This window comes from Mesorhizobium sp. C264A (assembly GCF_040324515.1).
GTDB lineage: Bacteria > Pseudomonadota > Alphaproteobacteria > Rhizobiales > Rhizobiaceae > Mesorhizobium.
The window spans coordinates 2,537,454-2,551,842 of the sequence record NZ_JAMYVY010000001.1 but is presented as its reverse complement, the minus strand read 5'-3'; the positions used below and the strand labels follow the sequence as shown (position 1 = coordinate 2,551,842).

Annotated in this window: 14 protein-coding genes and 1 pseudogene; 5 read left to right on the top strand and 10 right to left on the bottom strand. The window is 63.1% G+C overall.

The window, feature by feature from the left end; genetic code table 11:
• Positions 1–161 precede the first annotated feature (161 nt).
• The 4 genes from NKL04_RS12570 (at position 162) to NKL04_RS12555 (ending at position 5,392) form a co-directional block, all read left to right on the top strand.
• Positions 162–1,934: a glucan ABC transporter ATP-binding protein/ permease gene (locus tag NKL04_RS12570; RefSeq protein WP_023672897.1), complete on the top strand. Its 1,773-nt coding sequence runs from the start codon at positions 162–164 to the stop codon at positions 1,932–1,934.
• A 173-nt stretch (positions 1,935–2,107) separates the two neighbouring features.
• Positions 2,108–2,860: a heme ABC transporter permease gene (locus NKL04_RS12565; protein WP_023702296.1), complete on the top strand. Its 753-nt coding sequence runs from the start codon at positions 2,108–2,110 to the stop codon at positions 2,858–2,860.
• Between the two features lie 193 nt (positions 2,861–3,053).
• Positions 3,054–3,725, top strand: coding sequence for an outer membrane protein (locus NKL04_RS12560; protein WP_023702295.1), 672 nt, complete (start codon positions 3,054–3,056; stop codon positions 3,723–3,725).
• Between the two features lie 35 nt (positions 3,726–3,760).
• A complete protein-coding gene (locus NKL04_RS12555) occupies positions 3,761–5,392 on the top strand; it encodes a tetratricopeptide repeat-containing sulfotransferase family protein (RefSeq protein ID WP_023702294.1) in 1,632 nt (543 codons plus the stop codon).
• Positions 5,393–5,439: 47 nt separating this feature from the next.
• Here NKL04_RS12555 and NKL04_RS12550 read toward each other — a convergent pair whose 3' ends face one another.
• The 3 genes and pseudogenes from NKL04_RS12550 to NKL04_RS12540 all read right to left on the bottom strand — a co-directional run bounded on the left by NKL04_RS12550 (position 5,440) and on the right by NKL04_RS12540 (position 7,160).
• The gene (locus NKL04_RS12550; protein WP_023672893.1) at positions 5,440–5,736 is read right to left on the bottom strand and encodes an addiction module antidote protein; all 297 of its coding nucleotides are present in this window, start codon (positions 5,734–5,736) and stop codon (positions 5,440–5,442) included.
• Positions 5,729–6,033, bottom strand: a pseudogene (locus NKL04_RS12545) (type II toxin-antitoxin system RelE/ParE family toxin). The gene NKL04_RS12550 and the pseudogene NKL04_RS12545 overlap by 8 nt, the downstream one beginning before the upstream one ends.
• 68 nt (positions 6,034–6,101) lie before the next feature.
• Positions 6,102–7,160, bottom strand: a complete 1,059-nt coding sequence (locus NKL04_RS12540) for a D-TA family PLP-dependent enzyme (RefSeq protein ID WP_023702293.1) — start codon at positions 7,158–7,160, stop codon at positions 6,102–6,104.
• A gap of 149 nt (positions 7,161–7,309) precedes the next feature.
• Here NKL04_RS12540 and NKL04_RS12535 point away from each other — a divergent pair, with 149 nt between their 5' ends.
• The gene (locus NKL04_RS12535; RefSeq protein WP_023694398.1) at positions 7,310–7,996 is read left to right on the top strand and encodes a D-lyxose/D-mannose family sugar isomerase; all 687 of its coding nucleotides are present in this window, start codon (positions 7,310–7,312) and stop codon (positions 7,994–7,996) included.
• A 7-nt stretch (positions 7,997–8,003) separates the two neighbouring features.
• Here NKL04_RS12535 and NKL04_RS12530 read toward each other — a convergent pair whose 3' ends face one another.
• Genes NKL04_RS12530 through NKL04_RS12500 form a run of 7 tightly spaced genes read right to left on the bottom strand, consistent with a single transcriptional unit; the run spans position 8,004 to position 14,324 of the window.
• Positions 8,004–8,357, bottom strand: a complete 354-nt coding sequence (locus NKL04_RS12530; protein ID WP_023702292.1) for a hypothetical protein — start codon at positions 8,355–8,357, stop codon at positions 8,004–8,006.
• Between the two features lie 13 nt (positions 8,358–8,370).
• Positions 8,371–9,237, bottom strand: a complete 867-nt coding sequence (locus tag NKL04_RS12525) for an RDD family protein (protein WP_023702291.1) — start codon at positions 9,235–9,237, stop codon at positions 8,371–8,373.
• The gene (locus NKL04_RS12520; RefSeq protein ID WP_023702290.1) at positions 9,224–10,243 is read right to left on the bottom strand and encodes a stage II sporulation protein M; all 1,020 of its coding nucleotides are present in this window, start codon (positions 10,241–10,243) and stop codon (positions 9,224–9,226) included. The genes NKL04_RS12525 and NKL04_RS12520 overlap by 14 nt, the downstream gene beginning before the upstream one ends.
• Positions 10,240–11,550 (bottom strand): DUF58 domain-containing protein, encoded by a 1,311-nt coding sequence (locus NKL04_RS12515; RefSeq protein WP_352537639.1) that lies wholly within the window; start codon positions 11,548–11,550, stop codon positions 10,240–10,242. The genes NKL04_RS12520 and NKL04_RS12515 overlap by 4 nt, the downstream gene beginning before the upstream one ends.
• Positions 11,547–12,503, bottom strand: a complete 957-nt coding sequence (locus NKL04_RS12510; RefSeq protein WP_023702288.1) for an AAA family ATPase — start codon at positions 12,501–12,503, stop codon at positions 11,547–11,549. The genes NKL04_RS12515 and NKL04_RS12510 overlap by 4 nt, the downstream gene beginning before the upstream one ends.
• Entirely contained in the window at positions 12,490–13,695 is a 1,206-nt protein-coding gene (locus tag NKL04_RS12505) for a hypothetical protein (protein WP_023702287.1), read from the bottom strand. Before NKL04_RS12505 ends, NKL04_RS12510 begins: the two co-directional genes overlap by 14 nt.
• Positions 13,692–14,324 carry a DUF4129 domain-containing protein gene (locus tag NKL04_RS12500; protein ID WP_032997428.1) on the bottom strand — a complete coding sequence of 211 codons (633 nt, stop codon included), beginning with the start codon at positions 14,322–14,324 and terminating at the stop codon, positions 13,692–13,694. The genes NKL04_RS12505 and NKL04_RS12500 overlap by 4 nt, the downstream gene beginning before the upstream one ends.
• Positions 14,325–14,389 lie beyond the last annotated feature (65 nt).

Genomic DNA, 14,389 nt, shown 5'->3' with positions numbered 1-14,389 from the left:
CTCAAACCGTTAGGTGATCACGGCAGATTTCGCAACGTCGTCATCTTTTGTTCGCAGAATGGGAACGGAAGAGGTAGACGGGCATTGTTTTGCGACCCGTTAACCGGTACGTGTCAAGAAATGGTGCGGTGCACAATAATGTTTTGGGCGGAGTAGCTGAAGTGTCACTTCTGCAAATCTACTGGAGAGCGCTGGGTTATCTCGCAGCCGACAGGAAGCGCGTTGCGTTTATCTGCGGTGCGAATGTCGCGCTCGCCATTATCGCCATCCTCGAGCCGATCATGTTCGGCCGGGTAATCGACGCCATCTCCGATAAGGGTTCGGTGTTTTCGACGCTGGCGCTGTGGGCCGGTCTCGGCGCCTTTAACATCGTCGCCTTCGTGCTGGTGGCGCGCGGCGCCGACCGTTTTGCCCACAAGCGGCGCAGCGAGGTGCTGTGCCAGTCGTTCGAGCGCGTGATCACCATGCCGCTCGCCTGGCACCACCAGCGCGGCACCTCCAACGCGCTGCACACGCTGCTGCGCGCCGTCGAGACGCTGTTCAGCCTGTGGCTTGAATTCATGCGCCAGCATCTGTCGACGGCTGTTGCGCTGGCTCTGCTGATTCCGACCGCTATAAGCATGGATCTTCGCATGTCGCTGGTGCTGATGGCGCTGGGCGTTCTCTATGTCGGCATCGGCCGGCTTGTGATGAAGCGCACCAAGGCGGGCCAGGCCGCGGTCGAGCGCCACTACCATCAGGTGTTCGCGCATGTGACCGACTCGGTCAGCAATGTCGCCGTGCTGCAGAGCTACAACCGTCTCGGTCACGAGGCCGATACGCTGCGCCGCTATGTCAAGAACCTGCTCGACGCGCAGAACCCGGTGCTCGACTGGTGGGCGATGGCCAATGCGTTGCACCGCCTGTCGTCGACCATTTCGATGATGGTTGTGCTTTTGATCGGCGCCTATCTGGTCACCCATGGCCAGCTCAAGATCGGCGACGTCATCGCCTTCACCGGCTTTGCCACGCTGCTGATTGCCCGCCTCGACCAGATGTCGGCTTTCGCCAACCAGATTTCGGAAGCCCGCGCCAAGCTCGAGGACTTCTATCACCTCGAGGATTCGGCCGCCGACTCCGCCGAGCCGGACGGCTTGCGCGACCTCACCAACGTCACCGGCCACGTCCGCTTCGAGAATGTCGGCTTCGAGTTTGCCAATTCGAGGCAGGGCGTCGACGACGTCTCCTTCGAAGTCCAGGCCGGGCAGACGGTTGCCATCGTCGGCCCGACCGGCGCCGGCAAAACGACGCTGATCAACCTCTTGCAGCGCGTCTTCTCGCCGTCTCATGGCCGTATCCTGATCGACGGCATCGACACCCGCACGGTGACCCGCAAGTCGCTGCGTCATTCGATCGCCACCGTCTTCCAGGATGCCGGCCTGCTCAACCGCTCGATCGAGGACAACATCCGCGTCGGTCGTGCCGAGGCGACTTATGACGAGGTTCACGCCGCCGCCAATGCGGCTGCCGCGCAGGATTTCATCCTTGCCAAGAGCGCCGGTTACGACACCGTCGTTGGCGAGCGCGGCGGCCAGCTTTCGGGCGGCGAGCGTCAGCGCATCGCCATTGCCCGCGCCGTGCTCAAGGACGCACCGATCCTGGTGCTCGACGAGGCAACGAGCGCGCTCGATGTCGAGACCGAGGACCGCGTCAAGGAAGCCATCGACGAACTGAGGCGCAACCGCACCACCTTCATCATCGCCCACCGCCTGACCACCGTCCGCGACGCCGACCTGGTCGTGTTCATGGACAAGGGCAAGGTGGTCGAGATGGGCGGCTTCGCCGAACTGTCGCTGCGCAATGGCCGTTTCGCCAGCCTGCTGCGCGCCGGCGGCCTGCTCAACGACGAGGAAGTCCGCCGTCTCAGCCGCACGGTGAATATCGAAGCTGCGTAAGCTTTTTTACCTCCCCCTTGTGGGGAGGTCGGACCCGTAGGGTCCCGGTGGGGGTGGTGCCCCACCACCCCCACCCCGCTGCTTTGCAGCGACCTCCCCACAAGGGGGAGGGTAAATAAGACTGCGACAACCGCTCGATTGCCCCGAACGCGCCGCCGGTCTATCTAGACCTTATGAGCGACACCTCCTCACGCCTCGCCGGCTGGACCGACCTCGCCAACCCGACGCGCTTTGTCGGGCTGGCCGATAGGCTGGTGCCGTGGCTGGCGTCGATCGCCGCGATCCTGCTAGCCATCGGTCTCTATATGAGCTTTGCCGCGCCTGAGGATTTCCAGCAAGGCATCACGGTGCGCATCATGTATATCCACGTGCCTTTCGCCTGGCTCGCCATGATGTGCTACACGGTGATGGCGGTCGCCGCGCTCGGCACGCTGGTCTGGCGCCATCCGCTGGCCGACGTCGCGCTAAAATCTGCAGCCCCGATCGGCGCCACCTTCACCGCGCTTGCTCTGGTGACCGGCTCGATCTGGGGCAAGCCGATGTGGGGCACCTGGTGGGTGTGGGACGCGCGCCTGACGTCGGTCTTCGTCCTGTTCCTGATGTATCTCGGCATCATCGCGCTGACGCGTGCGCTGGATGACGCCAGCCGCGCCGCCTGGGCCGCCGCCATCATCACGCTCGTCGGCTTCATCAACATCCCGATCATCAAATTCTCGGTCGACTGGTGGAACACGCTGCACCAGCCGGCCTCGGTGTTCCGGCTCGGCGGACCGACGATCGATCCCAGCCTGCTATGGCCGCTGCTGGTGATGGCGCTCGGCTTCACCGTGCTGTTCTTCGCGCTGCATTTGACGGCGATGCGCACCGAAATCCGCCGCCGGCGGGTGATCGCCATGCGCAGGGTGGCAGCACGGCAGGCCGACTAGCGCGATTTTCAAAACCGAAGCCATACGCCTGCCGCCAAACATTAGCATGTGCTGCTATGTTGCGGTGCAGCAACAAGAATTCTCAAAAGATTGTTCCGACTTCGCTTGGCTCCTTGATCTCGTTTGCTTTCTTGACAGCTCGGCCGCGAAGCAAGAGTGATACCAGTCACTAGTTGTAGCGAGGGAATCGGCGATGAAACTGCGCTTGTTGGCTGGCGTCTCGACATTTGCATTGGCGCTTGGTTGGAGTTCGGCCTTCGCCGCCGACGCGATTGTCGACGTTCCGAGGGCGGAGGATCTCTGGTACGTCACGCTCTTCGGCGGCGCCAGTTTCCCGAACCATGTGAAAACGGACTACAATGGTACTGGCTATTCAGTCGATCTTGATACCGGGTTCGTAATCGGCGGCGCTGTCGGTCGGCGCATCAACGATGTGTTTCGTGTCGAAGGCGAACTGTCCTACGCGCGCTACAAGGCAAGCGAATACAGCTACACGGGCGTCGGCAACTATCCGGCTTCCGGCAATCTGTCGGCCACCTATCTTCTCGCCAACGTCTGGGCCGATGTTGCGCATTTTGGTGATGCCAAACTCTATGTCGGCGGCGGTGTCGGCGCGGCCTATGTTACCGCCGATACTCACTTTGATGGCCACGCCTTTGGATACGGGCCTGGCGGCTGGGGTTTCGCCGGCCAAGTGGGCGCCGGTGTTACCTACGCGGTAACGCAGAATGTCGACCTCGATTTCGGTTACCGCTTTAAGGCCGTGACAAGCGTGGATCTAGACGACAATGATGGCGGCGGCACATACGAGAACGCCAAATTGTACTCCCACAATCTCCAGCTTGGCGTAACCCTGAAGTTCTGATTGGTTCGTCGCAGGCCGCGACCGGGATTTGACGGATGCCGCTCTTGCCACGCCGGCAACCCCTGGGCCTGCCGGCAATGATCCCAGCCTCGCTGCCGACCGCCGGTGAGTCGGGGGAAAAGACATTGCAGCGCGGCATCGACCTGCAACGGCGCAAGCGTTTTCGCGAGGCCGAGTTCTGCTACCAGACGGTGCTTCGCACGCAGCCCAAAAATGCCATGGCGCTGAACCTGATGGGCACGCTGGCCATCGAGGCCGAACATCATGACGCCGCCATTGCCTATATGGAAAGGGCGGTCAAGCTCGAACCGGACAACGCCATCTTCCGCAACAATCTCGGCAACGCCTACAATGTCACCGGCAACGTCGACAAGGCGCGCAGACATCTGAGAAAGGCGATCCAGCTCGATGGAGGGCTCATCGAAGCGCTGTGCAATCTCGGCCGCTCCTACCGCAGCCAGCTCGAGGGCGACATTGCCGAAGGGTTCTATCGCCAGGCGCTGGCTATCGACGGCCAGTCGGTGATGGCACTTGCCGGTATGGGCGATTTGCTCACCGACATTGGCCGGCCGGCCGAGGCGGTCGAATGCTTCAGCAAGGCCCTTGCCATCGACCCGGGCCATGTCGAGGCGCTGGCTGGAATGGCGCTTGCGCGCCGGGCGGTCAAGGACGATCCGACGTTGCCTTTGGTGCTGAAACGCCTGGAATTGCCGACAACCACCGATCGCGAGCGGGTAGTGCTGCACCACGCCGCCGGCAAGATGCTCAATGATCAGCGCGAGTATAGCCCGGCCATCCGCCATTTCGCGAGGGCCAAGGCGATTTCCGGCAATGATTTCGACATCGACCGGCACACCCAGCTTTACGACAGCTTCATCGACACCTTCGACGCTGGCTTCTTCAAGACGCGAGCCAGTTTGGGAAATCCATCCAGGCGCCCGGTCTTCATCGTCGGCATGCCCCGGTCGGGAACGACGCTGACCGAGCAGATATGCGCCAGCCATCGCGATATCCATGGCGCCGGCGAGTTGTCGACCATTCGTTCACTTGCCGGCGAACTTGGGTTCGACAAGCTCGACCCAGCCATTTTCACCAAGGGCATGGCGGCGCTCACTGCGGCCAAGGCCAAGGAGCTTGGATCGAAATATCTCGACGATCTCAACAGACGCAACACCAAGGCGCGGCTTGTCGTCGACAAGATGCCGCACAATTTCGAGCTGCTGGCCTTCATCAGCCTGATCTTGCCGAATGCCCGCATCATCCATTGCCGGCGTGACCCGATGGACAATTGCGCGTCCTGTTTCATGCATAATTTTTCCGAGGCGCACGGCTATAATGCCGATCTGACCAAGCTTGGGCAGTATTACCGGCAGTATGACCGCCTGATGCGCCATTGGACCAAGGTCATCCCGCTGAATATCCACGACATGCCCTACGAAGAAACGGTCGCCGATTTCGAAAATCGCGCCCGTGGATTGATCGGATTCCTCGGCGTTGAGTGGGACGATGCCTGCCTGCGTTTCAACGAGACCGAGCGCACCGTGCGGACGCCGAGCCGCTGGCAGGTGCGCCAGCCGATCTATTCATCCTCGGTCGAGCGCTGGAAGCTGTATGGCGACGCGCTGGATCCGCTGAAGGCGGCGCTGGGTCCGGTTTATCAGTCCTGATTTCAGTTGGCCCGAACAACCTCGCGCTCGACGCGCGCTGGCGTAGATTAGACCTGAGTTGCATCGTGCTTTGGGGCCAAATGAAAGCCGAATGCTTTCATGACCGCCAGTGTGGTTTCCAGCGTAGGATTACCGTTTTCGCTGAGCGAGGTATAAAGATGCTCGCGAGCCAAGCCGGTCTTTCTGGCAATGTTGCTCATCCCCTTGGCGCGGGCAACGACACCGAGGGCGGACGCGACGAATTTGGCGTCTCCGGTTTCCATTGCCTCTGCCAGAAACGCCTCGATTGCCGTATCGGAATCGAGCATTTCGGCGGGATCGAAATCATAGATTTTTTCAACCATTGTCGTCACTCCATTCTACGGCCAGGCGCTTTGCTGTCCGTATGTCGGTTTCTTGTGAACTTTTATCCCCGCCGCACAGGAGCAGGATGACCGTTTCACCGCGCTTGTGAAATAAACGCGATAGCCGGGCCCATAGTGAATGCGCAATTCACTGATGCCTTCACCCACTGGGGCCACGTCGCCGGGATTTCCTACAATCAAACGTTGCAGCCGAACGGCAATTGCAGCCTTGGCTCTTCCGTCTTTCAGCTTTTGGTGCCACCTCCGAAAGGTGGCTGTCTGCTTCAGGATTGCCATGGGGACTAGTAAGTTATAAATTACAATTCGTCAATGCCGAAATAGGGCGAGCCTCCAAAACGAAAGCCTCACCCCATCCGTCCACGCGCTTCCACCTTCAGCGTTTCCAACACCTTGTCGCCCTCGATCAGATGCACCTGGTCGAACAGGTTGGTCACCACGCAGCAATGATCCGGAACCAAGCGCACGCGTTCGCCGATGCGAAGCTTCGCGCCATTTTCAAGCGTGACCGTGCCATGTTCCTCGCTCAAGCTGGTGACGCGGGCTCCGGGCATGCCGAGCAGCTCGCCAAAATCGGCGAGCCCCAGCGTGTCGCTGGACAGCGCCTTGCTGCCGCTGTCGAGGATGGCGCGGGCCGGCGTCGGATGGCTGACCACGGTGGCGAGCACCGTCAGCGCACAATCGTCGAGCGTGCCGACGCCTTTGGCGACCTGGTAGCGGTCGAGGTAGATGTAGGTGCCGGGGCGGTATTCGGTCACCACGCTGTCCTCGCCCGAGCGCCACATGTCAGGCGTGCCGCCGCTGGAGATGCGTTCACAGGCGAGACCCGAGGCCGCGAGCGTTTGTTTGGCGCCGGCCAGCCACGATTCAGCCTCGGCGGCGCGGCCGGCCGCGGGGTAGGTCATCAGCCCGCCGAAGGTGAGCCCCTTGGCTTGGTCGATCAACTTCGCCAGTGCCAGCGCCTCGGCGGCGCTCTGCACGCCGCAACGGCCCATGCCGGTGTCGCATTCGACCAGGACGGGCAGGGGGTGCCCTGCATCGGTGAAGGTGGCGGCGAGCCCCTCCAGCGTTTCGAGGCTGTCGGCCGTCACTGACAGTGTCACACGGCCATGCAGGGCCTTGAGCCGCTCCAGCTTGGCGCGGCCAAGGATGTTGTAGGGCAGGAAAATATCGGTCAGCCCGGCATCGGCCATCACCTCGGCTTCGCCGATCTTCTGGCAGGTGATGCCGACCGCGCCGGCCGCCACCTGCTTCTTCGCCCAATAAGGCAGCTTGTGCGTCTTGATGTGCGGCCTGAGTTTCAGCCCGTGGCGGTCGGCATGCGCCTGCGCTCGTGTGATGTTGGCTTCGGCGCGGGCTGCGTCGATGAGGATCGCCGGCGTGTCGAGGTCGTCTATGCCTTGCATGAAATATCACCCTGGGAAATCTGGCTGACTTATGGCCCCGATCCGCACGGATGTCATGGGCCAGCACGCAGTTTGCGTCGACACCGCAGCGCTGTTCGGCTATGCGCTTCAGATAACTCCAGGGAACGCGACGCGAAGGGATCACGATCATGAAACGCTCCACCGTCAACGACATCATCCGCGATGCAGACGCCTTCATCCGCTCGTTCGGCTACATCATGCCGCCCTTCGCCTACTGGAGCCCGGAAGAGATGAAGGCGCGCAAGGCCGACTCCGCCGCCATTTTCACCTCGCGGCTCGGTTGGGACATCACCGATTACGGCCAGGAAAAATTCGACGAACTCGGCCTGTTCCTGTTCACCGTTCGCAACGGCGTCTATGCCGACATGAAGAAGGGCATGGGCATGCTTTATGCCGAGAAGATCATGATCTCGCGCAAGGATCAGCTGTCGCCGATGCACCGCCACAACATCAAGGCCGAGGACATCATCAACCGCGGCGGCGGTAAGCTCGTGCTGGAACTGTTCATGCACGATCGCGACGGCGGCATCGATCCGAAGGCCGAAGTGACGGTGCCGGTCGACGGCACCATCCACAGGCTGCCGGCAGGCGGGCTCCTGAAGCTCGACCCGGGCCAGAGCGTGACGCTGCTGCCCGGCGTCTGGCACGCCTTCTGGGCCGAGGGCAAGGATGTGCTGATCGGTGAGGTCTCGACCGTCAATGACGATCTCACCGACAACGTCTTCCGCGAGCCGATCGGCCGCTTCTCCAACATCGACGAGGATGTCGCGCCGGTGCACCTTTTGGTGTCCGACTATGAGAAGTGGGTGGGGTAGGCGATGCCTAATCGCCCCAATTCACCTGCTGAAAGAACGTCCAGATGCTGATCGTGCTGTCATCCCGATCGCTCGTGCTGTGCAGCGTCAGGACAATATCCACGGTGGGCGGCGCCTTGATCAAGACTGTGATCAGGCGCGCGCTGCCGTCAGGCACGATACCTATGCCTGAGGTCATTTCCCAATTTCCGTCGGCTTGCTGAAGTCGGGAAGAAGTATCTCCGAATTGCTCCCTCATCGATGCATCGTTTGGAAACGGTTCGTCGGTGAGTTCTGCAAATTCCTTCCAGGATCCGGAGACTGCCGCCTGAATGGCGCGTTCTATTCTGGCTTTTTCCGCTTCGCTAACTTGAGCCGGCATCCCGAACTCCGATCTACCGCTGGTACTTATCCGCCTTGCGTGTTCCCAGCAAAAGCTTGCGTTCGAGCTGTGCCCGCAGCTCGCCATAATAGGCGGTGAGGAAGGCCCTGGAATCGACCGGCTCGATCGTCATGCCGATTTTGCGCCCGATCGTCTCGGCCACGGCTTTCAGGGCGAAATAGTCGTCGCGGCGCAGCACCTCTTCCAGCTTGTGCAGTTCGGCGATGCCATAGGCATCTAGCTGCGCCTGGGTGAATCGGAAGGCGCGTGCGTTGGTATTTCGCCTTTGCGACAGGTCCTCGACCAGCGCCAGTTTCGGCGCCTCGACCACCCAGGTTCCGGCCAGCAGGTCGCCGATGCGCATGCGGTCGCGGTTGAACAGCGGGAACAGTGCAAACAGCAGCGTCCACACCAGCCCGAAGATCGTCGACAGCGTGTCGGCGAGCCCCATCTGGCTGCGGCCAAGGATGATCGACAGCGGCAGGAATATCTCGATCTCGCGCATCAGATTGCGGGCAATGACCTGATCGATCGACAGGCCGGCGCCGCTGCGCGACGCCACCCGGATGCCGAGCATCCGTTTGCCGGGCGTGGCGGCGCGGCGGCCGGCTTCGAAGACGATGAAATAGGCGTTGCGCAGGAAGAAGATCAGGATGATCCAGACGATGAACAGCGGCTGCGCGCCTTCGCCTTTGAGGCCGGCCAGCCCGAACAGCGCGACGATCGAGATCACGATCGCCGTGACGACGATGATGACAAAGTCGAGCAGGAAGGCGGCGGCGCGGGTGCCGGCATCGGCGAGCTTGATCCGGAGATCGACGCCTTCCGGCGTGACCAGCGGCCGTATCGTCGAGACGGCAGCACGCCTAGCGGTTGCCATGCCGCACCACCCTGAACACATAGAAATAGCAAAGCCACAGCGTCAGCATGACGCCGCCAATGGCATAGCGTGTCACGTCGCTGGTGATCACCTGCCTGCCGATGCCTTCGAGCAGGCCGGCGAACAAAAGCATGATCGTCACCCCGACCATGGTGGTTGCCGCCACGCGCCCGGCATCGGCTGCGGCCGTCATCCGCGTCAGTTCACCGGGGAAGGCGATACGCGTGCCGATACGCATGCCAGCGGCGCCCGCCAAGGCGATCGCGAACATCTCGGTGGTGCCGTGGATGGACAGCCATCCGCCCAGCTCGATGCCAAGCCCCTTGGCGACATAGATTTGGAACATCGCGCCGAGCAGGCAGCCATTCATCAGGATCAGGAGCACGCTCGGCACCGCGAAGGCAAAGCCGAGCGCGAAGGCCAGGATCGCCACCTGGACATTGTGCGTGAACAGATAGGCGGCGAAGCCCGACAGGAAATTGCTGTCGGCGCCGTCATAAAGCACCTGCCGCAGCACTTCCGCCGATGCATCCGGGTTGCGCCCGCCGGCCAGGCTCGGCGGAATGATGGCGTCGAACCAGCCCTTGTCCTTCGCCACCAGCCAGTAGCCGGCGCCGAGACCGACAAACGTCAGGACGACCGACAGCAAGGTCTCGCGCCACAAATCGCGAATGGCATGCGGCCAGTCATGCAGGAAGAAATCGCCGATGCGCTGCCGCAACCCTCGGCGTGCGCCATAGAGGTAGAAATAGCCGCGCAGGCACAGCGCCTCGAGATAGCCGACCAGCGCATTGTCGAGCGACGTCGCCCGCGCCACCGAAAGCGAGGACAGCGCCGAGCGGTAGAGCAGCGGCAGCGACAGCAACTCGTCTTCCGACAGCGTGCGCGGCGCGCGTTTCTCGACCCGGGCAAGCAGCGCCTCGAACGCCTTCCAGTCGGCCTCGCGCTCCGAACGGAAGCTCGCCAGCGACTGGCGCACCGCATCCTTGCCGACCAGCGCGTTCACAACAGATCCTCCCGCTTGAGTTCGAGATAGCGCTCGACCAGTGCCGGCCCGAGCCTCTGATGGTCGGCTTCGATGACATGCGCGCCGAGCAGCCTGAGCCTGCCGATGACGACCTGCCTTTCGCGCAGCAGCCCGCCGGCGACAACCGAGCGCGCCACATCCTCCGGTGCGTCCGGCGGCATGTCGGCCAGTGTCTCCAATTCGACATCCTTCATCATCATGAACAGCACCAGATGGCGTTCGGTGAGCCGGCCTACTGTGCGCAGCATCAGTTCGGCGCTGATCGGATCGACGAAGTCGGTGAAGATGATCACCAGCGAGCGTCGGTCGAGCTTTGCTGCAAGGGTCGTCAGGGCAAGGGTGAAATTGGTCTCTTCGGTGGAATAGTCGATTTCCGCCGCCCGCTTTTGGATCATGGCGAAGCTGGCGGAGCCGCGCACGGCGCCGCTGGAAACGCGCGGCCGCGCGTCGAAGCCGAACAGGGAGACCATGTCGCCGCCCTTCAGCGCAATGAACGCCGACAGCAAGGCTGCGGTGACGGCGCGGTCGACCTTCGGCACGCCGTCGACGGGCTCGCACATCAGCCGGCCGCTATCGATGGCCAGGACGATGTTGTTGTTCTCCTCGATGCGGAATTCGCGCGCCAGAAGCCTGCCGTGGCGGGCGCTGCGCTTCCAGTCGATCATGCGCCGGCCCATGCCGGGCTGGTAGTCCTTGAGCGCCTCGAATTCGCGGCCCTGGCCGGCGCGGCGCTGCGCATGGCCGTCGGGCAGCGCCTGGCGCTGCAGAAGGGTGATCGCCTCGTCGCGGGCGCTGCTGACATCGGGCAGCACCGCCACTTGGCTCGCCATCGGCAGTACGACCTGGTTCCAGACCAAGCCGAACGGCCCGGGCCAGCGCACCCACAAGCGGTCGAACCTGGCAATGCCGCGCCGCAGCGCCTGAAATTTGAGATCGAGCGATGCGCTGCCGGCCTCAGCGGTCAATGCGCCGCCGGTGCCGCCCAGCGGTTCCAGCCGCTCATCATGGCCGAGACGCGCCTGCACGGCGCGCGGCCGTCCGCTGAGCCCGGCGGTGACATGGACGGTGAACTGGCCGCCGACGCTGACCTGCGGCGGGGCATGGATGCTGGCATCCAGCGAAGCCCGTCCGCGTCCGGCGGCGGCGTCCACGGCCAGGAAAGCAAGCAGCACGCAGATCCACAACAGGCCGAGATACCACAGCGACGGCAGCGCGAGCGCGATCAGGAAGGCCGGTATTGCACCTGCCGCACCTGCCCAGACTGCCCGGCCGCTCGGATAGATCAACGCGGCGCTTCCGTCTGGTCTACAAGGTCGGTCACGATCTGTTCGACCAGGCGGCCGTCGATCTGCGCCGCCGGCGACAGGATAACGCGATGGCGTAGCGCCGGCACGGCAAGCGCCTTGACGTCGTCGGGGATGACATACGCACGCCCGTCGAGCGCTGCCCGGGCCCGTGCCGCCCTGGCCAGCATGGCGCCCGCACGCGGGCTGGCGCCAACCTCCAGATCGGGACTTTCGCGCGTGGCCCGCACCAGCCTGGCGATATAGTCGACGACATCGTCGACAAGCGTTACCTCGCCGACGGTCGCCAACGCCTTTTCCAGCGTCTTGCGGTCGGCCTGGGCGGTGATGCCGTACTGCTTGATGTCGTGCGAGGCGGTGCCGCCGCCGTGATGGATGATGATCGCCTTCTCTTCTTCGGGGCCGGGGTAGCTCACCCGGTGCTTGAACAGGAAACGGTCGAGCTGGGCTTCGGGCAGGGGATAGACGCCCTGATGTTCGATCGGGTTCTGCGTCGCCACCACCATGAAGTTCGGGCCGAGCGCATGGGTGGTGCCGTCGAAGGTGACGGCATGCTCCTGCATCGCCTCCAAAAGGGCGGCCTGGGTCTTGGGCGGCGTGCGATTGATTTCGTCGGCGAGCAAAAGGTCGCAGAAGATCGGGCCGCGCGTCAGCGTGAATTGCCCGGTCTGGAAATTGTAGATGTTGGAACCGAGGATATCGCCGGGCATCAGGTCGGGCGTGAACTGGATGCGGCCATAGGCGACGCCCAGCGCCTGGGCAAAGCAGCGCGCCGTCATCGTCTTGGCCGTGCCCGGCGGTCCCTCGAGCAATATATGCCCGCCGGCGAACAATGCCGTCAGCATCAGATCGACCGTATCGTGTTGCCCGGTGATGGCCTTGGCCACCTCTTCCCTGATCTGTGTCGCCAGGGCCTTCACATCATCGACGTTCACCGAGCCTCCTTGCCGTCCAGTCGTGCAGCTTTTCGGCTGCATCATGCATTTGTGTCAGGGTCTTTGCCGCGTTCGCAGCTTGCAGGCGGGTCGTGAAACCGCCGGCTTCGTCCTTGTCGCGGGAATCGAGCCAGCGGTCGAGCGCTTCGCCCTGCAAACCGTGCGGCGCGCCGAGCAGCGCGCCGGCGCGTACGCGTGCCAGTGCTCCATAGCGGTCGCCTAGTTCTTCCAGCCGGCCGGCGCGGCGCAACAGCATCGCCGTGGTGTCGACCAGCGCGCGTTTGCCGAAGGCGATGGCGCGGTGATTGGCCCGTGGCGGCCCGAACCGGCCAAGGCCATGCAGGAAGGCAAGTGCCGCCGCCGCCAGGATGGTCAGCGTCAGCGCCAGGAAAGGCGGTTCGACCAGAAGCTTGGCGAGATCGTATTTTCGCCCGACGCCATGCAGCGTCAGGTCGAACATGACGGCACCCTCTTCGGGCTGGAGGAACTCGATCAGCTTGAGCGCCGCCGCCGCCTTGTCGGGATCTTTCAAGCCAGCGTTGTTGATGAGATCGGGGTCCGTCAGAATGTAGAACCGCTCGTCTTCGACCTCGGTCAGCACGGCCTTGCCGTTGCCGGCGGCAATCAGCGGGTGTTCGTCGGCCACCCATTGCAACTGGTCGGGAACGCTGACCATTTGCCCTGAGACGTCGAGTTGCTTGGCCGTGCTTTCGCCTTCGCCGAGCTTGGCCTTGGCGATGCGGCCGAGCCAGTCGTTGACCACCACATCCGGCAGTCGCTGGATCTTCATCTCCCAGCCTTCGTGCAAGGCCAGCGGCAAGGTCGCCCATTTGGGCAGAACGAACAGCGTATCCAGGCCCTTGCGAAGCTTGATGATGTTGGCGAGCGCATCTGGGTCGCTGTCGGGCGAAATGGTGACGATCAGCAGCATCTCGGTCTCGAGATCGCTGTCGGACCGCGCCATATCGGGCGCCTTGCCGGTCAGCTTCAGCCATTGCGCCAGGCCGGCATAGCCGATGCCGCTCTTCGACAGCGGCGTTGCGCCACCGGCGCTCGGCTGGCGAAAGTCGGGCGCATAGGTGGACAACAGGAAGAAGCCCGCGGCCGCGAGTAGGCTGGCGAAAATGCCCCAGAACAGCGTCCTGCGGCTGAACGGTTCCTGCTGGGCGATGTCGGCTGTCGCGTCACTCACGTCCAGGCATCCCTGAAGACGAATCGCTCATAGGCGCTGCGCGCCTCCTGCCAGCCTTCCGGCCCGACCGGCCGGCGCGCGAACAACGCTGCCTCGACGATGCGCGCGATCTGGGTAAAGGCGCTGCGCGCCCGCGTTGGCAGCGACGCCGCTCCCGCGATATCGCGCGCGGTCAGCGACGGGCGCAGGAAGTCGGGCAGGCGGCCGGCAATGTCGGCAACGCTGCGGCGAAGCAGGAGATGCACCGCCTCGTCATACTCGCCGCGGGCGGCCAGGGCATCGGCTTCCGACAGCAGGATCTGTGCCGCGCCAACGTCGGGGTGCCATGTCGCTTCCGCCTCGGTCACGCTCTTTTTGCGCCACCAGGGCAGGCGCCAGGCGACGCCTTTCACCTCAAGCAAAATCAGCAGCAGAATGATCGCGGCACCTGTGATCACCGCGCCCCAGAACAGGTAGATCATGTACGGGCCGAGCGATTTCAGGAACTCGCCCAGCGGTCTCAGCCACTCGGGTGTCTCGGGTGGTCTGTAGGCCGGCAGGTCGAACTGGATCGAATCGTCCGACAGCAACTGCTTGTGCAGTTTGGCCAGCCATTCGGCTTGCGCAGCGTCCGGCTGTGCACCAGTCACGTCTTCGCCCCCATGCAACCTGCGGTTCGCGGGCCGACACTGACAATACGCCAAGGCAATTGCAA

What these genes read in the sequence shown, in the direction of transcription:
- NKL04_RS12565 (WP_023702296.1), top strand. Translation starts at nt 2,108, where the DNA reads ATGAGCGACACCTCCTCACGCCTCGCCGGCTGGACCGACCTCGCCAAC.
- NKL04_RS12560 (WP_023702295.1), top strand. Translation starts at nt 3,054, where the DNA reads ATGAAACTGCGCTTGTTGGCTGGCGTCTCGACATTTGCATTGGCGCTT.
- NKL04_RS12555 (WP_023702294.1), top strand. Translation starts at nt 3,761, where the DNA reads ATGCCGCTCTTGCCACGCCGGCAACCCCTGGGCCTGCCGGCAATGATC.
- NKL04_RS12550 (WP_023672893.1), bottom strand. Translation starts at nt 5,736, where the DNA reads ATGGTTGAAAAAATCTATGATTTCGATCCCGCCGAAATGCTCGATTCC.
- NKL04_RS12540 (WP_023702293.1), bottom strand. Translation starts at nt 7,160, where the DNA reads ATGCAAGGCATAGACGACCTCGACACGCCGGCGATCCTCATCGACGCA.
- NKL04_RS12535 (WP_023694398.1), top strand. Translation starts at nt 7,310, where the DNA reads ATGAAACGCTCCACCGTCAACGACATCATCCGCGATGCAGACGCCTTC.
- NKL04_RS12530 (WP_023702292.1), bottom strand. Translation starts at nt 8,357, where the DNA reads ATGCCGGCTCAAGTTAGCGAAGCGGAAAAAGCCAGAATAGAACGCGCC.
- NKL04_RS12525 (WP_023702291.1), bottom strand. Translation starts at nt 9,237, where the DNA reads ATGGCAACCGCTAGGCGTGCTGCCGTCTCGACGATACGGCCGCTGGTC.